We start from the raw sequence: 20,262 nt of genomic DNA, 5'->3' as shown, positions 1-20,262 counted from the left end.
AGTCAGCGGTGGGCCGGGCGCATGCGGCTTGCCAGACGAGAGGTAACGTTCGTTAGCGTGATTCCAGGAAATTTATGAGCAAGAGCACTGCTGAGATCCGTCAAGCGTTTCTCGACTTTTTTCATAGCAAGGGACATCAGGTTGTAGCCAGCAGCTCCCTCGTACCGAACAACGACCCGACGCTGCTGTTTACCAACGCCGGGATGAACCAGTTTAAAGACGTTTTCCTCGGTCAGGATAAGCGCGATTACTCACGTGCGACCACGGCGCAGCGCTGCGTTCGTGCAGGTGGTAAACACAATGACCTCGAAAACGTGGGTTACACCGCGCGTCATCACACCTTCTTTGAAATGTTGGGCAACTTCAGTTTTGGCGACTATTTCAAAAAAGACGCGATTGCCTATGCCTGGGAACTGCTGACGGGCGAGCAGTGGTTTAAGCTGCCAAAAGAACGCCTTTGGGTCACCGTCTATGAAACTGACGATGAAGCCTATGACATCTGGGCCAAAGATATTGGTATTCCGCACGAACGTATTATTCGTATCGGGGACAATAAAGGCAGCGCTTACGCATCAGACAACTTCTGGCAGATGGGCGATACCGGTCCATGTGGTCCGTGCAGCGAGATCTTCTTCGATCATGGCGATCATATCTGGGGTGGCCCGCCGGGCAGCCCGGAAGAAGATGGTGACCGCTATATTGAAATCTGGAATATCGTCTTCATGCAGTTCAACCGTCAGGCAGACGGTACCATGCAGCCATTGCCGAAACCTTCAGTGGATACCGGTATGGGGCTGGAGCGTATTGCCGCGGTTCTGCAACACGTTAACTCCAACTACGAAATCGACCTTTTCGCCAAACTGATTAAGTCTGTGGCTGAAGTTACGGGTGCCACTGATCTCAGCAACAAATCACTGCGTGTGATCGCTGACCATATCCGTTCCTGTGCTTTCCTGGTCGCTGATGGCGTGATTCCTTCGAACGAGAACCGTGGCTATGTGCTGCGTCGTATCATTCGTCGCGCGGTCCGTCACGGTAATATGCTTGGCGCGAAAGATGCCTTCTTCTATAAGCTGGTTGCGCCTCTGATTGCGGTGATGGGTTCGGCGGGTGAAGACCTGCAACGCCAGCAGGTTCAGGTTGAGAACGTCCTGAAAGCGGAAGAAGAACAGTTTGCGAAAACGCTGGAGCGTGGTCTGGCGCTGCTGGATGAAGAACTGGCGAAGCTGCAAGGCGATACGCTGGATGGCGAAACTGTATTCCGCCTTTACGATACTTTCGGCTTCCCGGTAGACCTGACGGCGGATGTGTGCCGTGAGCGCAATCTGAAGATCGACGAAGCTGGGTTTGAAGTAGCGATGGAGCAACAGCGCCAGCGTGCACGCGAAGCCAGTGGATTTGGTGCGGATTACAACAATGTGATTCGTATTGATTCTGCATCGGCCTTTAAAGGTTATGACCAGCTGGCACTGACCTCCACCGTGCAGGCACTGTTTGTCGATGGGCAAGCGGTTGAGCAGGTGAGCGCAGGCCAGGACGCGGTGGTGGTGCTTGATGAGACCCCGTTCTACGGCGAGTCTGGTGGCCAGGTAGGTGATACCGGCGTACTGGCTGGGAATAATGCTGAATTTAGCGTGCAGGACACACAGAAGTATAGTCAGGCCATTGGTCATATCGGTAAGCTGACTACCGGCCAGCTGCGTGTCGGCGATCGCCTGAGTGCTCAGGTTGATGAAGAACGCCGCGCCCGCATCCGTCTGAACCATTCAGCGACACACCTGCTGCATGCCGCATTGCGCCAGGTTTTAGGTGAGCATGTCGCGCAGAAAGGCTCGCTGGTCAATGATAAATACCTGCGTTTCGACTTCTCTCATTTTGAAGCGATGAAGCCGCAGGAAATTCGTCAGGTTGAGGATATCGTCAACGCGCAGATCCGTCGTAACCTGGCCGTTGAAACCAATATCATGGATCTTGAGGCTGCCAAAGCCAAGGGTGCCATGGCACTGTTTGGCGAGAAATACGATCAACGTGTTCGTGTGCTGAGCATGGGGGATTTCTCAACCGAGCTGTGTGGCGGTACGCATGCTGCCCGCACCGGTGATATTGGTCTGTTCCGTATTTTGTCTGAATCGGGTACTGCTGCGGGTGTACGTCGTATCGAAGCGGTGACTGGCGAAGGCGCTCTGGCGCAGGTTAATGCACAAAGCCACCAGTTGCAGGACATCGCGCAACTGGTGAAAGCCAACAGCAGTAACCTGAATGAGAAAGTTCGCGGACTGGTGGACCACGTTCGCGCCCTGGAAAAAGAATTGCAGCAACTGCGTGATCAGCAGGCAGCGCAGGAAAGTGCCTCACTCAGCAGCAAGGCCGTGGATGTTAAAGGGACTAAACTGCTGGTGAGTGAACTTAGCAATGTAGAACCTAAGATGTTGCGTACCATGATGGACGACCTGAAAAATCAGCTTGGTTCCGCTGTTGTCGTGCTGGCGACCGTAGCAGAAGGTAAAGTGTCGCTAATCGCGGGTGTGACCAAAGACCTGACCGATCGCGTGAAAGCGGGCGAGCTGGTGGGTGAACTGGCTGCTCAGGTGGGCGGCAAAGGCGGTGGCCGCCCGGATATGGCTCAGGCGGGCGGTACGAACCCACAGGCGCTGGCTGGCGCGCTGGCGGGCGTGCAGGACTGGGTCAGCAATCGACTGTAACGAAATAAAACTAAGCATCGTGGAGAGCGCCAGGAACGGAATGTTCCGGCGCTTTTTAACGCGATGTGCACCAGGTAATGACAAAGTCAGGTTGAGGCAGTGTATTTCGGCTAAACTAACTATCAGCAGAATGTATTGGCGTGACAAACCACAATGGTGTATTTGTCATAGACATTGTTCAGCGTTATATGATGGATATGGCCGGGAACCCGAACAGGCCCGACTCTTTTAATCTTTCAAGGAGCAAAGAATGCTTATTCTAACTCGTCGAGTTGGTGAAACCCTCATGATTGGCGATGAGGTGACTGTAACGGTGCTGGGAGTTAAAGGTAACCAGGTCCGTATTGGCGTCAATGCACCTAAAGAAGTTTCGGTGCATCGCGAAGAGATCTATCAGCGCATTCAGGCAGAAAAAGCTCAGCCTACGAGTTACTAACGGATTCAGCGCCTCGCCTTGCTGCGAGGCGCTACCGATTTCTCCTGCCCGCAACTTCTTCCCCTCCCATTTTTTTCTTTCCCATTTTGTTATCTGTATCCCCCTTTTACTGTTGATTAATCACTCTTTTTGTCGGCAAAATGCGCGGATTGTCTGTCATTTGTGCAAACGAACCTGTAGTGGGAAAAATTGTTTGACTTATAAATGCGGGAAAGTAATATGTGCGCCACGCAGTGCCGATGAGCGGAAACAAAGTTCAGAAGCACGGTTCGGAAGAACGCGTAAGGTGAGGTGGCCGAGAGGCTGAAGGCGCTCCCCTGCTAAGGGAGTATGCGGTCAAAAGCTGCATCCGGGGTTCGAATCCCCGCCTCACCGCCATTTTTCGATGCATCCATAGCTCAGCTGGATAGAGTACTCGGCTACGAACCGAGCGGTCGGAGGTTCGAATCCTCCTGGATGCACCATCGAAAAAGATGTCGTAAAGAGTGAACGAGCAGTTCCTTTCGAGGTGAGTTGTTAGCACCCTGCGTTGTACAAGAATTTTCAGAAATGCATCCATAGCTCAGCTGGATAGAGTACTCGGCTACGAACCGAGCGGTCGGAGGTTCGAATCCTCCTGGATGCACCATTCTTCGTATCATTCCCAGGTTGATTTCAGTTAGTCCATCGTAAGAAAATATCTCAATGCATCCATAGCTCAGCTGGATAGAGTACTCGGCTACGAACCGAGCGGTCGGAGGTTCGAATCCTCCTGGATGCACCATTCTTTGTCTCATCACCCGATTGTGTCAGTTCTTCCATCGCAACAAAGTTTTTCCAATGCATCCATAGCTCAGCTGGATAGAGTACTCGGCTACGAACCGAGCGGTCGGAGGTTCGAATCCTCCTGGATGCACCATCTCCCCCGGATTTTTCACTTCGCTGTTAAAAAAGCCCTGTTTTAACCGTCATTTATCTGCGGTACCACTTTCTCACCTTTATCTTAAAACCAAAAATACTAATGCTTTCAAAGCATTTGCTGTTAAGCGCACCTGGCGACAACCTGAACGCATTACGTTAAAGTAATGGCTCGTTTGCTGGACGCCCGGAGTGACAATGTACGACCAATATGACGCCCTGATTTTCGATATGGACGGCACGATCCTCGATTCTGAGCCGACACATCGAAAAGCCTGGCATCAGGTACTTAGCCGCTATGGTTTCACCATGGACGAGGAAAAAATGGTGAGCTTTAACGGTGCGCCCACCTGGCAACTGGCGCAATTCATCATTGAGCAAAACCAGGCTACGCACGATCCCCATTTGCTGGCGGCGGAAAAGACCGTGGCCTTTAAAGCAATGCTGCTGGATAGCGTGCGTCCTCTGCCGCTGATGGAAGTGGTGAAAGCTTATCACGGACGTCGCCCGATGGCGGTTGGCACGGGCAGTGAACATAGTCTGGCTAAAGCGCTGCTCACACAATTAGGTGTTTATCATCTTTTTAACGCCGTCGTTGGCGCTGATGACGTACAGCGCCATAAACCGCAACCTGATACCTTTTTACGTTGCGCCGAGTTAATGGGCGTCGCGCCCACGCGCTGTGTGGTATTTGAAGATGCTGACTTTGGTGTTCAGGCAGCAAAAGCAGCAGGCATGGATGTGGTTGATGTCCGTTTACTGTGAATGAATTTCTGACCTATGGCTCGTTATTCGGCAGTAGCTTTCTGAGTGCAACCCTCCTTCCGGGAAGCTCAGAGGCGGTGCTGGTAGCCCTGTTGATCGCCCAAAAGGGATCGGTCTATGGGTTACTATTGGCTGCATCAGTGGGAAACACACTGGGTGGCCTGACTAACATTCTTCTTGGTCGCCTGGTGCCGCCGAAAGGACAGGGGCGATGGCATAACACAGCAATGACGTGGTTACACCGATTGGGACCTGCAGCCCTGCTATTTAGCTGGCTGCCAGTGGTGGGCGATCTGCTCTGCGTCTTCGCAGGCTGGTTGCGCGTTGCCTGGCTTCCGGCGTTGTTGTTTCTCGCCATCGGTAAAACACTGCGTTACATCGTTATCGCGATGGTCACCTTACAAGGTTTGCAATGGTGGCATTGATTCGCACAGATTCGAGGCTACGGTTAACATTATGCTGAACAAAAATAAATTATTCGCACAGCGGGAGGTTAATGTGATCCCGGACGTATCAAAAGCGCTGTCCTGGCTGGAAGCGCATCCCGACGCGTTAAAGGGTATCGGCCGTGGTATTGAACGCGAAACGTTGCGTGTCAACCCGGATGGTCATCTGGCAACGACCGGGCACCCAGAGTCTCTGGGTTCAGCGCTGAAGCATGATTGGATTACTACCGATTTTGCCGAAACGCTGCTGGAGTTCATCACGCCTGTTGATCAGAACATCGATCACATGCTCAGTTTCCTGCGCGATATTCACCGCCACGTGGCGCGTGAACTGGGGCAGGAGCGCATGTGGCCTTTTAGCATGCCGTGCATTATTGACGATGCCGATAACATCGAACTGGCGCAATACGGTAGTTCTAACATTGGCCAAATGAAGACGCTGTATCGCCAGGGGCTGAAAAATCGCTATGGCGCGTTGATGCAGACGATCTCAGGTATCCATTATAACTTCTCGCTGCCGCTGTCGTTCTGGCAGGAGTGGGCGGATGTCAAAGACGCGGAAAGTGGTAAAGAGACCATTTCTGCGGGCTATCTGCGCCTGATTCGTAACTATTATCGCTTCGGCTGGGTCATCCCCTATCTGTTTGGAGCCTCGCCAGCCATTTGTTCGAGCTTCCTGCAAGGCCGCGAAACGAATCTGCCGTTTGAAACCAACGATAAAGGGACGTTGTGGTTGCCGTATGCAACTTCCTTGCGCCTGAGCGACCTGGGATACACCAATAAATCGCAAAGTGGTTTGGGTATCACCTTTAACTCGCTGGATGGTTATGTTGCAGCGCTAAAAGCCGCGATCAAAACGCCGTCGGAAGAGTATGCGGCCATGGGTACTAAAGATGCCGATGGTAACTGGCTGCAGCTGAATACCAATGTGCTGCAGATTGAGAACGAGTTGTATGCACCGATTCGACCGAAGCGTGTGACACGTTCCGGCGAAGCACCGTCCGATGCGCTGCAACGTGGCGGCATTGAATATATTGAAGTCCGCTCGTTGGATATCAACCCGTTCTCAGCGATTGGCGTTGATGCTACCCAGGTGCGTTTCCTCGATTTGTTCCTGATTTGGTGTACGCTGGCTGATGCACCGGAAATGAGTGCCGATGAGTTGCTGTGCAGCCGTAAAAACTGGAATCGTGTGGTGCTGGAAGGCCGTAAGCCGGGGCAGATGATTGCCGTGGGTTGCAGCGAAGCGCAGCATACGCTGGTTGAGGTGGGTAAGGCCCTGTTTGCAGATTTGAGTCGTGTGGCAGAAGTTCTCGACAGCAACCACGGCAGCACGCAATATCAACAGGTTTGCGATCAACTGGTGGCATCGTTTGACGATCCTGAGCTAACCTATTCGGCGCGTATCCTTCATGCAATGAAGGAAAATGGTTTGACCGGGACCGGAGTGGCGTTGGCTGAACAATATCGTCATCTGTTATGCGAAGAACCGTTGCAGGTTCTGAGTGAGGATGACTTTACTCGCCAGGCGCAGGATTCAGTGCTCGCGCAAGAGAAGCTGGAACAGAGCGATACGCTGGATTTTGCCAGCTACCTCGCCAGCCGGGAAGGGTAAAAAAGAAAAGGCCACAATCAATGTGGCCGAATTAACATCTCTGTTGTCAGGGATGATGATAACAAATGCGCGTCTTTCATATATTCAGACGTTGGGCGAACCGAAAAGTTTCATCGTTTTAAAAAAAATTCTCAAAACAGGAGGTGACAATATGCCACTGCTGGATAGTTTTACTGTAGATCACACCATCATGGCGGCGCCCGCAGTACGCGTAGCAAAAACCATGAAAACTCCTCATGGCGATACCATCACCGTTTTTGACCTGCGTTTCTGCCGGCCGAACAAGGAAATCCTGACCGAGCGCGGCATCCATACACTGGAGCACCTCTTCGCTGGATTTATGCGTAACCACCTGAATGGTGAAGGCGTGGAAATCGTCGATATTTCGCCGATGGGCTGCCGTACCGGTTTTTATATGAGCCTGATTGGCACGCCGGATGAGCAGCGTGTGGCAAAAGCGTGGAAAGGGGCGATGGAAGACGTTCTGAAAGTCAAAGAGCAGAACCAGATCCCGGAATTGAACGAGTATCAGTGTGGTAGCTACAAGCTGCATTCGCTGGATGAAGCGCAGCAAATTGCGCGCAACGTGCTGGCAAGTGAGATCGGTGTTAACTACAACGAAGATCTGAAGCTGCCAAAAGAAAAACTGCAGGAACTGCATATCTAGTTGCAGCTGATGCAGAAAGAAAAATGCCGCGATAGTCGCGGCATTTTTTTATGTTCTATTTCAGGAGCCGATGGAAGATTTAAGCGGCGTATGGGGCGTAATGCGCACCTGCTTCACCATGTTGTCCTGCACATCGAGAATATCGATATCGTACTTACCAATGAGTACCTGGGTGCCGACCTCAGGGATTTCTTCCAACACTTCCAGCAGCATGCCGTTAATGGTGCGGGCTTCTTCTTCCGGTAAAGACCAGTTAAAAGCCTTGTTAATTTCACGAATGTTCGCACTGCCTTCAATCAGAACTGAACCGTCGTTCTGCGGCATCACCTCTTCGGCCAGTGTCGGGGACATGGAGGTGGTAAAATCGCCTACGATGTCCTCAAGAATATCTTCGATGGTCACCAGGCCTTTGATATCACCATACTCATCCACGACTAAACCCACTTTCTTTTATTGCGCTGGAATTTAACCAGCTGCACGTTAAGCGGGGTACCTTCCGGCACGTAGTAGATTTCATCGGCTGCGCGTAGCAGCGTTTCTTTGTTGAATTCTTTTTTCTCGGTCATCATGCGCCAGGCTTCGCGTACCCGTAGCATGGCAACGCAATCATCCAGTGAATCACGGAATAACACGATGCGACCATGCGGTGAATGACTGAGCTGACGAACAATCGATTTCCAGTCGTCATTAATATTGATGCCAACAATCTCGTTGCGCGGCACCATGATGTCTTCGACGCCGACTTTTTCCAGGTCGAGCACTGACAGCAACATATCCTGATTACGCCGTGACATCAGGTTGCGTGACTCATACACGATGGTGCGCAACTCTTCTTTACTTAATGCCGAGCTGATTGAGCCATCTGTTTTAATGCCAACCATCCGCATCAGAATGCGAGTGATGGTGTTGAGCAGCCATACCAGCGGCAGCATCACATATTGCAGCGGAGCAAGCAGAAAACTGCTGGGATAAGCGACCTTCTCTGGATAGAGCGCCGCGATGGTTTTGGGTAGCACTTCAGCGAAGACCAGCACCACGAAAGTCAGCACGCCGGTTGCTATCGCGACGCCAGCGTCACCGTATAAACGCATGCCAACAATAGTGCCTAACGCTGAAGCCAGGATATTGACCAGGTTGTTGCCGATTAGCACCAGGCTTATCAGTCGATCCGGGCGACGCAGCAAGTTTTCGACGCGGCGCGCGCTGCGATGCCCGTTTTTAGCCTGATGGCGCAGTTTGTATCGGTTGAGCGTCATCATGCCGGTCTCTGAACCGGAGAAATAGGCCGAGACCAGCACCATGATGACCAGGGTGATGATCAGCGTGGTGGTTGAAACATGTTCCAACGCAAAAATTCCTTTAGTGAGACGATTGAGTAAGCAGGTGCTGCAGCACACGGCTGCCGAAGTAAGCCATGGTCAGCAGAATCGCACCGCTGCAATTGAACCAGACGACGCGGCGACCGCGCCAGCCTTCGTGGTAGTGTCCCCAGAGCAGAACGATATAGACGAACCAGGCAATGATTGAGAGTACCGCTTTGTCCACATTCTCGGCGCTGAACAGATTGTGCATATAGAACAGGCCGGTGCACAGCACCAGCGTCAGCAGCACCACACCAACCTGAGTGATGTGGAACATCTTGCGCTCAATGGTGAGCAGCGGTGGCATATCCTGGGTGAACGCCAGCTTTTTATTTTTAACTGATAGTCAATCCACGCCAGCTGCAACGCATAAAGGGCAGCAATGATCAGGGTGGCATAGGCAAACAGCGATAGGCCGATGTGAATCATCATGCCCGGCGTGGTTTCCAGATGGGTAATAAACGCGTTGGGCACGAACGTGGCAAAGGCCAGATTAATCAACGCAAAGCTGTAAACGATAGGCAGCAGCAGCCAGCCACGATTGCGTGACGCCACTATGGTCATAATCGAACAGATCAGCAGGCTCACCAGCGAACCGATGTTCAACAGGCTGAGATTTTGGCCGTTATCGACGGCAAAATACGTTGTTGCAACGCGATGGCATGGGCGATCAGCGCCACACAGGCGGAAAGTACCGCAAGGCGTCGCCAGCCACCGTTGCGTTTCAACAGGCTGGGTATGATCAGAGCAAGGCTGATAGAGTAGGCGAACAGCGCCACGATCGCAGAAACGAACATAGATCCTTTCAGGTGTCGGTCAGATAAGGAAAAAAGCAGTATAACGTTTGCCGCATCAGGCTCCAAACGATCTGAAGGGCAATTGCAGAGATCGTCTTGGCTTCGTGTTATAATCCGCCGCATTGTGTCGCCCTGGCGGCCTCGCTATGTTTTTAAGTGAGAGAGCATGTTTGATAATTTAACCGATCGTTTGTCGCAAACCCTGCGCAATATTAGCGGCCGCGGAAGGCTGACCGAAGACAACATTAAAGACACGCTGCGCGAAGTGCGTATGGCGCTACTGGAAGCGGATGTTGCGCTGCCAGTCGTGCGTGAATTTATCAACCGCGTGAAAGAGCGCGCGGTTGGTCATGATGTGAACAAGAGCCTGACCCCAGGTCAGGAATTCATCAAAATTGTTCGTAATGAGCTGGTCGAGGCGATGGGTGCAGAAAATAATGCACTCAACCTGGCCGCTCAGCCACCGGCCGTTGTCTTGATGGCGGGTCTGCAGGGTGCGGGTAAAACCACCAGCGTTGCCAAGCTGGGTAAATTCCTGCGTGAGAAGCACAAGAAAAAAGTACTGGTCGTCTCTGCTGACGTCTATCGCCCGGCGGCGATCAGACAGCTGGAAACGCTGGCGCAGCAAGTTGGCGTGGATTTCTGCCCGTCTGACCTGAGCCAGAAGCCTGTTGATATCGTGAACAACGCGCTGAAAGAAGCTCGTCTGCAATTCTACGACGTTCTGATCGTGGATACCGCGGGCCGTCTGCACGTTGATGAAGCGATGATGGACGAAATCAAGCAGGTGCATGCCGCGATTGATCCGGTAGAAACCCTGTTTGTTGTCGATGCCATGACGGGTCAGGATGCTGCCAATACCGCGAAGGCATTTAATGAAGCACTGCCGCTGACCGGTGTGATTCTGACCAAAGTCGATGGTGATGCACGCGGTGGTGCGGCGTTGTCGATTCGCCATATTACCGGCAAGCCGATCAAATTCATGGGTGTCGGTGAGAAAACCGAAGCCCTGGAGCCGTTCTATCCGGATCGTATTGCATCGCGCATCCTGGGTATGGGTGATGTGCTGTCGCTGATCGAAGATATCGAAAGCAAGGTTGACCGCGAGCAAGCGGAAAAGCTGGCGAAGAAACTGAAAACCGGCGATGGCTTTGACCTTAACGATTTCCTTGATCAGCTCAAGCAGATGCGCAACATGGGTGGCATGGCCAACCTGATGGGCAAGCTGCCTGGCATGGGTCAGCTGCCGGATAATGTGAAATCGCAGATGGACGATAAACTTCTGGTGCGTATGGAAGCCATCATCAACTCGATGACACGCAAAGAGCGTGAGAAGCCGGAAATCATCAAAGGCTCACGCAAACGCCGTATCGCCCTGGGTTCAGGCATGCAGGTGCAGGATGTTAACCGACTGCTGAAGCAGTTCGATGATATGCAGCGCATGATGAAGAAAATGAAGAAGGGCGGCATGGCGAAAATGATGCGCAGCATGAAAGGTATGATGCCACCAGGATTCCCCGGCCGCTAAGGCGACCGGTTAAATGCCGGAAAAGTGAGATGCTCAGGTTGCTTTTTGCGCCAAAATGAGTAGAATTTTCGGGCTTTATATATTGCACCCGGGCCCCGTTCCTCGATGGGGCCCGGTTGTTTTATTAACTAATGAGGATGTTATGGTAACTATTCGTTTGGCACGTCACGGCGCGAAAAAGCGTCCGTTCTATCAGGTCGTCGTTACTGACAGCCGCAATGCTCGTAACGGTCGCTTCATCGAGCGCGTAGGTTTCTTCAACCCGATCGCTGCTGGTCAGGCTGAAGGTCTGCGTCTGGATCTGGACCGTATTGAGCACTGGGTTGGCCAGGGCGCAACGCTTTCTGATCGCGTTAACGCGCTGATCAAAGAAGCAAAAAAAGCAGCTTAATCTGTCACGGTGGTGAGCATGAGCAGAAAACCTGCAGCACAGCCTCCCGCTAACCCAATTGTATTGGGGAAGATGGGTGCCGCTTACGGCATTCGGGGCTGGCTCAAAGTGTTTTCTTCCACCGAAGAAGCCGAAAGTATCTTTGACTATCAGCCCTGGTTTATTCAGCACGCCGGTCAATGGCAGCTGGTCGAACTGGAAGGCTGGAAGCACCACAATCAGGATCTGATCATCAAAGTCAAAGGCATTGACGATCGGGATGCAGCGGCACAGTTAACCAATTGCGAAATTACGGTTGACTCCGCGCAACTGCCAGCGCTGGAAGCAGGTGATTACTACTGGAAAGACCTGATGGGTTGCAAAGTAGTAAACCTCGAAGGCTACGAAATGGGTAAAGTCATTGATTTGATGGAAACCGGTTCGAACGACGTTCTCGTCGTAAAGGCAAACCTGAAAGATGCATTCGGTGCACAGGAGCGGTTAATACCGTTTCTTGATGAACAGGTTATCAAGAAAGTCGATCTCTCTACTGGCACTATTGAAGTAGATTGGGATCCTGGTTTTTGACCTCCGGACCAACCGGTAACGTAACGGCGAACGCGATGTGGATTGGTGTTATTAGCCTGTTTCCAGAGATGTTTCGCGCTATTACCGATTTCGGGGTAACTGGCCGGGCAGTAAAAAATGGCCTGCTCAGCATTGAGAGCTGGAGTCCGCGTGACTTCACGCACGACCGGCACCGTACCGTGGACGATCGTCCTTACGGCGGCGGACCGGGAATGCTGATGATGGTGCAACCTTTACGGGACGCCATCTCCGCAGCGAAAGCGGCGGCGGGAGAAGGGGCCAGGGTGATTTATCTTTCACCTCAGGGGCGCAAACTTGACCAACAGGGCGTTTGCGAACTGGCGACACATCAGAAGTTGATTCTGGTTTGTGGTCGCTATGAAGGGATTGATGAGCGCGTTATTCAAACCGAAATTGATGAAGAATGGTCAATCGGTGATTACGTACTCAGTGGCGGTGAGCTGCCAGCCATGACGTTGATTGACTCCGTCGCCCGGTTTATACCCGGCGTTCTGGGGAAACAGGCGTCAGCCGATGAGGATTCGTTCTCGGACGGTTTGCTGGATTGCCCGCACTATACCCGACCTGAAGTGTTAGAAGGGATGGATGTACCGGCAGTGTTACTGTCGGGGAACCATGCCGATATTCGCCGCTGGCGTCTGAAACAGTCGCTAGGCCGTACCTGGCTGAGAAGACCTGAACTTCTGGAAAACCTGGCTCTGACTGTAGAGCAAGCAAGGTTGCTTACTGAATTCCAGCGGGAACATCAGCAGCAACAAAACGATGATGCGGAAGAGTAATCTTCCCTGACTATCAGTTTACCCAGGATAAGAGATTTAATTATGAGCAACATTATCAAGCAAATTGAACAAGAGCAGATGAAACAGGACGTACCTTCCTTCCGTCCGGGTGATACCGTGGAAGTGAAAGTATGGGTCGTTGAAGGTTCTAAGAAACGTCTGCAGGCATTCGAGGGCGTGGTTATCGCTATTCGTAACCGCGGTCTGCACTCTGCATTCACTGTTCGCAAGATTTCTAACGGCGAAGGCGTTGAGCGTGTCTTCCAGACTCACTCTCCGGTAATTGACAGCATCGCTGTTAAACGTCGTGGTGCTGTGCGTCAAGCCAAACTGTACTACCTGCGTGAGCGTACTGGTAAGTCTGCTCGTATTAAAGAGCGTCTTAACTAAGAGCTCGCGTAAGCGACATCTCAAAGTTAATAGCAAACAAGGGGTTAGCGTGAAGCTAACCCCTTTTTTATTTGTGTTGGCAGCAAATTGGCAGCAGCGGTTAAGGCTAATGGCAGCAGACATAAAAAAAACCGCTTTCGCGGGCTTTGCTCAGTGCAGCTGAAGGGGCTGCTGTTCGTGGTTAACATGAAGCGGCACTCTATTAATGACGCCTGGTGTGACTATGCGGCAAACCACACTTTCCATCGTTTTAAATGTGCAGCTGCAATTGATGTTAGTGCATTGGTGGTAACGCTCTTTGGTTTCCTTCGAAACATAGCGGCTGCTTTTGGCGTGTGCAGCAGTCTGGCATTCGGGGCAGTGCATCATGTTGAATAATCCTTTTGACTGGCGAGGCGAGGAGGAATGTTTGTATTTTGAATAATCAAACTTTAATTTGCAAATTTAAATTATTCAATCGTCAACCCCTGACTCTTCATCACTTTCCGCTGTGTATTCAACATCAGACAGCAGTACCTCAAAATCAAGCTGTGTGGTGTAACCGCTGCTGCTCAGACTGTGAGTTACCTTACTGATGAGCCACGGCTGTGCATCAATCACTGATTTAAACCCGCTCACGGCTACCGGCGTTTCCGGGTAAAGGTCGGCCCGGCCCATTGCCAGCGTGACAGAGAATTCGGCGACACCGCGTTGCAGCTTCTCCCATTTTGCTTTAGCGGCACGCATGGCCGTGGCTTTGCTGGAGTAGACTGTCGTCAGCGTGAACACGTTGTCTTCACTGCCCGCCAGATAATCCCCCTCTTTCGCCTCCGGTGTTTTCGTGGTTTTGGCCGTGGTCTTTTTTGCGGCCGGATGCTCAAGCGCTCGCAGGTGCTTCTCTCTGGGTTTGCGCTGGAGTTTCACCTTCTTCGGCTTCGGGTCTCTGGTATGCAGCCAGCTGGCCGATACGCCGGTATAGGCTCCACGGTCGGCAATGCTGAAGCTGTGCCGGTCGCCGTCCTTTCGGGTGAGGGTCATCTGCGGGATAGGTTTGCCGCTGAGGGTGACGCCGTTCCCCGGCCGGATAAACAGCAGCCGCCCGGCTTTCACCGCTGCCACTGCGCCGTAAAGCGAGGCGAGGCGCGTCAGAAACTTGGCATCAGTCTCCTGCGTCTGGTCGATATGTGCCACGGCGATCCCGGCAAAGCCATCGGCCAGCATGGGTTTCAGGCTATTGCGCCCGGCCACCTGCGTGACGATATCGCCCAGGGTGGTGTCGTGATAAGACACCTCACGACGGGAATTGAGTGAACCACGGAAATCAGCGCTGCGGGCGCGGATGGTCATCGTGTCCGGCGCGCCGTGGTGCTCCACCTCATCAACGGTAAAACTGCCCTTACCGATAAGCGCCTGGCCTTTCCAGCCGAGAAACAGCGTCACCACGGCCCCGCGTACTGGCATCGCCAGCTGCCCGTCGGCGTCGTCCAGTTCGATGTCGAGCTGGTCAGCCTCAAAGCCGCGGTTGTCGGTCAGTGTGAGCGAAATCAGGCGGTCGCGGATATTGGCGGTCACATCTTTAGAATTGACCGTCAGCATAAAGTCAGGCGTCAGGCGCGCACCGGCCTGCATTGGCAGACTGCTTATCCCCGTCATCCTGATAAGCCTCCCGCCTGTGAGATAAGACTGCCCGCCGCCGATTTAACGCTGCTGATGGCCGATGTCACCTGGCCGGGCAGATTGCTGACGCCGCTGATTAATCCGTCGGCCTGCTGTTTCAGGTCGCCAAACATTGACGTCAGGGACTCATCCACGCGCTTCATGCTCAGGGTAAACATAATCTTGCTGGCCGTGCCGTTGCTGAAAAACTCGCTGTGCGTGTTAGAAATGCTCTCGATCACGTACATGCCGTAAATCACGCCGTTACCGCCAATCAGCGGCCACGCCATCCCCTGATCGGCCAGAATGCGCAGCGTCAGCAGGGAAACCGCACCGCCCGTTATTTCCGGTCGCAGCTCCCCCGACAGCGTGATTTTTTCATCACCCGGCCCGATAAACTGCGCCGCCGGGCGCAGGCCAATGCGGCTGTTAGTCGGCCAGCGGTAATCAATATTCTGCTGAAGCTCGCCGTAAGGCAGCGTCTGGCGCATAAACGGCATCATGCCGTAAATCATCATCATCGGTTAATCCTCCCAGCCCATTTTGCTGCGGTTCTGTGCCTGGCGGCTGCGCTCCTGTTTCGCCTGGTGCTGCGCCATCAGCGCCAGCGCATCGTCTTTGCTCATGCCTTCATGCATGTTGATTTCATACTGATACGTGTTCTGGCTGCGGTCGGTGTAGCCGCCAGCGGCAGACGGCGACGATACCGGCCGGTAAGGTGCACCGCCGGTGGCGAGACTGTACTGCAAGCCGCCAGTGTCCACGCCTGCGCCGCTAGCTAGCTAGGTGCTGGCAATCGAACCGGACACGCCGATCCCGATTTTCTCGCCCTTCATCTCCGTCACCGGCACGATGTTGATGCGGGTCAGAAACTCAGATGACTCCTGCACACGGTTCATCAGGGTCTGCGATACCGACGGCTCGACGGTGAATTTCTTGTTCATGTCGCCGGTTTCGACGCCGTTCAGCTCGGCCAGGCGGGACATGTAAGCGTTAAATTTAAAGCGGGTGTTCTGGCGCATTAGCATTCCTGTTTATCAGTATTCGGGGGTGTTCTCAGACTGGACGCTATCAGCAGTCGGTCTGTGCGCTGCTCTTGCCGTCGCCACCGGTTGACGGCGGGCGGCGGGAAAAGCTGCCGTCGGTTTTCTTGAGTTTGTCCTGTAGCGCGCTCATGGCCTCGCGGTCTTCGCCGGTCTGTTTCTCCAGCACCTCAAGGCGGTCAGAGAAAGTTTTCTCCAGCGTTACCAGCTGCTGTGATGCGGTTTCACTGTTCTGCTGGACCTGCTCGGCCACCGCCGTAACGGCCGCGCTTACGTCGCTGAAGCGCTCGCCATCCGTTTTCTCTTTGCGGGAAAACAGCTCTTTTACGCGGGTCAGCAGTGACGGGCCGGGGTCGGCTTCTTCGTAGAACTCGATCAGGGTTTCCTCGGCGGCGGTAAACAGGTTGTCTTTGTCCTGCTTGCGGGACGCCAGCGGATTCGCTTTGGCGCTGGCGCTGAAGCTCAGGTATTCCGTGCCGAGGCTCGCCGGGTCATCGGTCACGGCCAGACCAACCAGATAAGCCTCGCCGGTGTCGGCAAATTTTGGGTTGACCTCGATTGAGGTGTAAATCTTCTGCCGGGCTTTGGTCAGGTCAACCAGATCAGGAGTGGGATCGATATAGCCATACAGGGCCAGCTTGCCTTTCAGCGCGCCGTCGGTGATTTCCTCCGCCTCGACTTTCGTCACATCGCCAAAGCGGCGAAATGTACTGTCAGCGGCATAACCCTTGATGTGTTCCATGTTGACGCGGGCACCGTACACGGCCGGGTCATAGTTTTTTGCCATCTGCGTGATCCACTCGCGGGAAATCACGCGCCCGTCGGTCGTTGCGCCTTCCGTTGCGATGCGAAAACGCTTTGCTTTAGTTGCCATTAATCAGGCTCCGGTCTGTTGAGGGGTTCGGTTCGGGGCCAGTTTCCCCGCCGTGGCGCAATCCCTCAACGAATGCCCGCCCGCTCACCGACCAGCAGACAGCGAGGACAGGCGCGCCATTTTTGCCGCCGGTAGCCTTAGCGGCATGAATATGACACCCGGCACCACCATCAGCGATCCGCGCCGTCAGGCCGCACTGCTTTACTGGCAGGGATATTCCGTGCGCCAGATAGCGGAGACGCTCGGACAGAAAACGCCAACCGTGCAGAGCTGGAAACTCCGCGATGAATGGGAGAACGTTGCGCCCATCAGCCGCGTGGAATTCAGTCTTGAGGCGCGGCTGACTCAGCTCATCCTCAAAGACGTGAAGGAGGGAAGGGATTACAAAGAAATCGACCTGCTCGGCCGACAGATTGAGCGGCTGGCCCGCGTCGAACGCTATCGCAGCAGCGGCAACGAGGTGGATCTCAATCCGAACGTGCGCAACCGCAACCGTGGCGAGCGTCAGCCGGTTATCAAGAACGTTTTCAGTGATGAGCAAACCGGAAAGCTGACTGACCTGTTTATGGATTGCTGCTTTGAGTACCAGCTCAGCTGGCATAAAGCCGGGCTGGCGCACCGTATTCGCAACATTCTCAAATCCCGTCAGATTGGTGCGACATTCTATTTTGCCCGCGAGGCATTGCTTGATGCGCTGACTACCGGCCGCAACCAGATTTTTCTGTCTGCCAGCAAGGCGCAGGCGCACGTCTTCAAAAACTACATCATTGATTTTGCCCGGTCGGTGGATGTTGATCTGAAGGGGGATCCGATTGTGTTGCCGAACGGCGCACGCCTGATTTTTCTCGGCACCAACGTGCGCACCGCACAGAGCTACACCGGCAATCTGTACCTGGATGAATATTTCTGGATACCGAAATTCCAGGAGCTGCGAAAAGTTGCCAGCGGCATGTCGCTGCATAAGAAATGGCGCACGACGTATTTCTCCACGCCGTCGAGCCTGTCGCACAGTGCTTATCCGTTCTGGTCCGGCGAGCTGTTTAATAAGGGGCGTCGCAACAAAGATGACCGCATTGAGATTGACCTGTCACATACACACCTGGCAAAAGGCGCGCTGTGCGGTGACGGTCAGTGGCGGCAGATTGTCACCGTTGAAGATGCGCTGACGGGCGGCTGCAACCTGTTTGATATTGACCAGTTGCAGCTTGAGTACAGCCCGGCTGAGTATCAGAACCTGCTGATGTGTGAGTTTGTTGATGACGAGGCAAGCGTATTTCCGTTCGCCGAGTTGCAGGGCTGCATGGTGGACAGCCTGGAGGAGTGGACCGACTTTAACCCGTATGCGCTGCGCCCGTTCGACTACCGCCCGGTGTGGATTGGTTACGATCCCTCGCACACCGGCGACAGCGCAGGCTGTGCCGTTATCGCGCCACCGCTGGTTGCCGGTGGCAAATTCCGCGTGCTGGAGCGCCACCAGTGGCGCGGCATGGACTTTGCGGCGCAGGCGCAGTCGATTAAAGAACTGACGGAGAAATACGCCGTTGAATACATCGGCATTGATGCGACCGGCATCGGCCAGGGTGTGTTTCAGCTGGTCCGCCAGTTCTACCCGGCCGCGCGGGAAATCCGTTACACGCCGGAAGTGAAAACCGCGATGGTGCTGAAGGCGAAAGACACCATCAGCAGCGGCCGACTTGAATACGACGCAGGCCAGACCGACATCACCCAATCCTTTATGGCTATCCGCAAAACCATGACCGCCAGCGGCAACCGCTCCACCTATGAGGCGAGCCGCAGCGAAGACGCCAGCCACGCCGACGTCGCCTGGGCAATCATGCACGCACTGCTAAACGAACCGCTTACCGCAGCCAGCGGCGGCGCAAATCCTTCTTTCATGGAATTCTACTGATGAGCAAACGCAAAGGCCGCAAGGCATTTACCGCACCTGTCCGGCCCGCGCCGGTGGCATCGCAGCCGGTGGAGGCGTTCACCTTTGGCGATCCCACGCCGGTGATGGATAAGCGCGACATTCTGGATTATGCCGAGTGCATCCATAACGGCCGCTGGTATGAGCCGCCGGTCAGCTTTCACGGCCTGGCGAAAAGCCTGCGCTCGGCCGTTCACCACAGTTCGCCGATTTACGTTAAGCGCAACATCCTGGCTTCTACCTTTATCCCGCATCCGCTGCTCAGTCAGCAGGAATTCAGCAAATTTGCGCTTGATTATCTAGTGTTTGGCAATGCATTTGCCGAGCGGCGCCGCAACGCACTCGGCCAGCCGCTGCGCCTGGAAACCTCACCGGCCAAATACACGCGGCGCGGAGTCGAGGATGGCGCGTACTGGTTTGTGAACGAATGGAAGGATGCGCACCAGTTTGAGGCCGGGCAGGTGTTTCACCTTATCGAGCCTGATATTAATCAGGAGCTGTACGGCCTGCCGGAATATCTCAGCGCGCTTAACTCCGCCTGGCTGAATGAGTCGGCGACTCTGTTTCGCCGCAAGTACTACCAGAACGGCGCACACGCCGGTTACATCCTGTATATGACCGACGCGGCACAGAGCAGCAGTGATATCGATCGGATGCGCCAGGCGATGCGCGACACGAAAGGGCTGGGGAACTTCCGCAATCTGTTTATGTACGCACCAAACGGTAAACCCGACGGGATCAAGATTCTGCCGCTCAGTGAGGTGGCAACGAAAGACGACTTTTTCAACATCAAGAAAGCCAGCCGCGACGACCTTTTAAGCGCGCATCGTGTACCGCCGCAGATGATGGGGATTATCCCGGATAATACGGGCGGGTTTGGTGACGCGGTGAAGGCGTCGCAGGTATTTGTTCGCAATGAGCTGACGCCGTTGCAGGAACGCCTGAAGGAGATCAATAACTGGATCGGTCAGGAGGTAATTCAATTCTCCCCTTACGTCCTGACTGTTGATTAGGTGGTGATATGAAAAAACGATGCCGCTGCGCTGGATGCGAAAGGTATCGCAGAGGCTGGCCCGGCTATCAGCCTTGCTTGCAGACCGCCCCAAAAGGGAAAATGCTACCCCCACCTGTACGCCCCTGATTTTGCCCCGTCCATTAGACCTCGCCAGGCGCGCTCAGGCGCGTTTTGCGGGGTTTTTCCGTTTCGCTCCTCGTGTTCGCCGCGATGACGTGCGCCCGCCTCCGTGCGGCTGGCGCAGCCTCCGCATACATGTTTGCGCCCCTCGCGCGCAATGCTATCCCCGCCACGCCTGCCCGCTTTACTTGTCGTTTTTCATGCAACGCATAAAGTGAGGAAAAGCTTAAGTTGTCTGGCTTCGCATGAGGAAGTTTTATTTTGGAAGCACATGCAATATCATGCA

Annotated in this window: 18 protein-coding genes, 5 tRNA genes and 3 pseudogenes; 18 read left to right on the top strand and 8 right to left on the bottom strand. The window is 53.9% G+C overall.

The genetic code is table 11. From position 1 onward, the window contains the following. The first annotated feature begins 74 nt into the window (after positions 1-74). The 11 genes from alaS (at position 75) to luxS (ending at position 7,528) form a co-directional block, all read left to right on the top strand. Positions 75-2,702: an alanine--tRNA ligase gene (alaS, locus tag HA50_RS15385; protein WP_084876449.1), complete on the top strand. Its 2,628-nt coding sequence runs from the start codon at positions 75-77 to the stop codon at positions 2,700-2,702. Between the two features lie 250 nt (positions 2,703-2,952). Next, positions 2,953-3,138, top strand: a complete 186-nt coding sequence (csrA, locus tag HA50_RS15380) for a carbon storage regulator CsrA (protein WP_013510212.1) — start codon at positions 2,953-2,955, stop codon at positions 3,136-3,138. A gap of 285 nt (positions 3,139-3,423) precedes the next feature. Further along, positions 3,424-3,516: transfer RNA gene (locus tag HA50_RS15375), tRNA-Ser, on the top strand. Between the two features lie 9 nt (positions 3,517-3,525). Further along, positions 3,526-3,602: transfer RNA gene (locus HA50_RS15370), tRNA-Arg, on the top strand. Positions 3,603-3,689: 87 nt separating this feature from the next. Continuing rightward, a tRNA-Arg gene (locus HA50_RS15365) sits at positions 3,690-3,766 on the top strand. A gap of 58 nt (positions 3,767-3,824) precedes the next feature. Next, a tRNA-Arg gene (locus tag HA50_RS15360) sits at positions 3,825-3,901 on the top strand. 58 nt (positions 3,902-3,959) lie between these two features. Further along, a tRNA-Arg gene (locus HA50_RS15355) sits at positions 3,960-4,036 on the top strand. Between the two features lie 197 nt (positions 4,037-4,233). Then, complete coding sequence (gene yqaB / locus HA50_RS15350; RefSeq protein ID WP_084876448.1) at positions 4,234-4,800, top strand: fructose-1-phosphate/6-phosphogluconate phosphatase; 567 nt, start codon at positions 4,234-4,236, stop codon at positions 4,798-4,800. Further along, complete coding sequence (locus HA50_RS15345; protein WP_084876447.1) at positions 4,797-5,225, top strand: YqaA family protein; 429 nt, start codon at positions 4,797-4,799, stop codon at positions 5,223-5,225. Before yqaB ends, HA50_RS15345 begins: the two co-directional genes overlap by 4 nt. A gap of 31 nt (positions 5,226-5,256) precedes the next feature. Then, positions 5,257-6,861 carry a glutamate--cysteine ligase gene (gshA, locus tag HA50_RS15340; RefSeq protein ID WP_084876446.1) on the top strand — a complete coding sequence of 535 codons (1,605 nt, stop codon included), beginning with the start codon at positions 5,257-5,259 and terminating at the stop codon, positions 6,859-6,861. Positions 6,862-7,012: 151 nt separating this feature from the next. Continuing rightward, positions 7,013-7,528, top strand: coding sequence for an S-ribosylhomocysteine lyase (luxS, locus tag HA50_RS15335; RefSeq protein WP_084876445.1), 516 nt, complete (start codon positions 7,013-7,015; stop codon positions 7,526-7,528). A gap of 60 nt (positions 7,529-7,588) precedes the next feature. On the opposite strand, the pseudogene HA50_RS15330 reads toward luxS, so the two are convergent. Next, a pseudogene (locus tag HA50_RS15330) lies at positions 7,589-8,874 on the bottom strand (HlyC/CorC family transporter). 13 nt (positions 8,875-8,887) lie between these two features. Next, a pseudogene (locus HA50_RS15325) lies at positions 8,888-9,686 on the bottom strand (cytochrome C assembly family protein). A 166-nt stretch (positions 9,687-9,852) separates the two neighbouring features. On the opposite strand from HA50_RS15325, the gene ffh reads away from it, so the two are divergent. The 5 genes from ffh (at position 9,853) to rplS (ending at position 13,362) form a co-directional block, all read left to right on the top strand. Then, positions 9,853-11,214 (top strand): signal recognition particle protein, encoded by a 1,362-nt coding sequence (gene ffh, locus HA50_RS15320; protein ID WP_084876444.1) that lies wholly within the window; start codon positions 9,853-9,855, stop codon positions 11,212-11,214. A 142-nt stretch (positions 11,215-11,356) separates the two neighbouring features. Then, positions 11,357-11,605: a 30S ribosomal protein S16 gene (rpsP, locus tag HA50_RS15315; protein ID WP_013510204.1), complete on the top strand. Its 249-nt coding sequence runs from the start codon at positions 11,357-11,359 to the stop codon at positions 11,603-11,605. An 18-nt stretch (positions 11,606-11,623) separates the two neighbouring features. Then, entirely contained in the window at positions 11,624-12,172 is a 549-nt protein-coding gene (gene rimM, locus HA50_RS15310) for a ribosome maturation factor RimM (RefSeq protein ID WP_084876442.1), read from the top strand. A 35-nt stretch (positions 12,173-12,207) separates the two neighbouring features. After that, positions 12,208-12,972, top strand: coding sequence for a tRNA (guanosine(37)-N1)-methyltransferase TrmD (gene trmD / locus HA50_RS15305; RefSeq protein WP_084876441.1), 765 nt, complete (start codon positions 12,208-12,210; stop codon positions 12,970-12,972). Between the two features lie 42 nt (positions 12,973-13,014). Continuing rightward, positions 13,015-13,362, top strand: a complete 348-nt coding sequence (gene rplS / locus HA50_RS15300) for a 50S ribosomal protein L19 (RefSeq protein ID WP_084876440.1) — start codon at positions 13,015-13,017, stop codon at positions 13,360-13,362. Between the two features lie 150 nt (positions 13,363-13,512). On the opposite strand, the gene HA50_RS15295 is transcribed toward rplS, so the two are convergent. From HA50_RS15295 to HA50_RS15270, 6 genes and pseudogenes are all read right to left on the bottom strand, one after another. After that, a complete protein-coding gene (locus tag HA50_RS15295) occupies positions 13,513-13,731 on the bottom strand; it encodes an ogr/Delta-like zinc finger family protein (protein ID WP_084876439.1) in 219 nt (72 codons plus the stop codon). Between the two features lie 84 nt (positions 13,732-13,815). Further along, positions 13,816-14,994, bottom strand: coding sequence for a phage late control D family protein (locus HA50_RS15290; protein ID WP_084876438.1), 1,179 nt, complete (start codon positions 14,992-14,994; stop codon positions 13,816-13,818). Then, complete coding sequence (locus HA50_RS15285) at positions 14,991-15,518, bottom strand: phage tail protein (protein ID WP_084876437.1); 528 nt, start codon at positions 15,516-15,518, stop codon at positions 14,991-14,993. The genes HA50_RS15290 and HA50_RS15285 overlap by 4 nt, the downstream gene beginning before the upstream one ends. 3 nt (positions 15,519-15,521) lie before the next feature. After that, entirely contained in the window at positions 15,522-15,761 is a 240-nt protein-coding gene (locus HA50_RS15280; RefSeq protein ID WP_084876436.1) for a hypothetical protein, read from the bottom strand. Between the two features lie 21 nt (positions 15,762-15,782). Continuing rightward, positions 15,783-16,019 (bottom strand): annotated as a pseudogene (locus tag HA50_RS15275) (P2 family phage major capsid protein); the annotation flags it as partial. A gap of 49 nt (positions 16,020-16,068) precedes the next feature. After that, positions 16,069-16,914, bottom strand: coding sequence for a GPO family capsid scaffolding protein (locus HA50_RS15270; protein WP_084876435.1), 846 nt, complete (start codon positions 16,912-16,914; stop codon positions 16,069-16,071). A gap of 145 nt (positions 16,915-17,059) precedes the next feature. Here HA50_RS15270 and HA50_RS15265 point away from each other — a divergent pair, with 145 nt between their 5' ends. After that, positions 17,060-18,823, top strand: a complete 1,764-nt coding sequence (locus tag HA50_RS15265; protein WP_084876434.1) for a terminase ATPase subunit family protein — start codon at positions 17,060-17,062, stop codon at positions 18,821-18,823. Next, the gene (locus HA50_RS15260; RefSeq protein WP_084876433.1) at positions 18,823-19,854 is read left to right on the top strand and encodes a phage portal protein; all 1,032 of its coding nucleotides are present in this window, start codon (positions 18,823-18,825) and stop codon (positions 19,852-19,854) included. Before HA50_RS15265 ends, HA50_RS15260 begins: the two co-directional genes overlap by 1 nt. Positions 19,855-20,262 lie beyond the last annotated feature (408 nt).

Source organism: Pantoea cypripedii (assembly GCF_002095535.1).
GTDB classification, from domain to species: domain Bacteria; phylum Pseudomonadota; class Gammaproteobacteria; order Enterobacterales; family Enterobacteriaceae; genus Pantoea; species Pantoea cypripedii.
The sequence above is the reverse complement of the archived record's forward strand: the minus strand, read 5'-3'. Positions and strand labels throughout refer to the sequence as shown.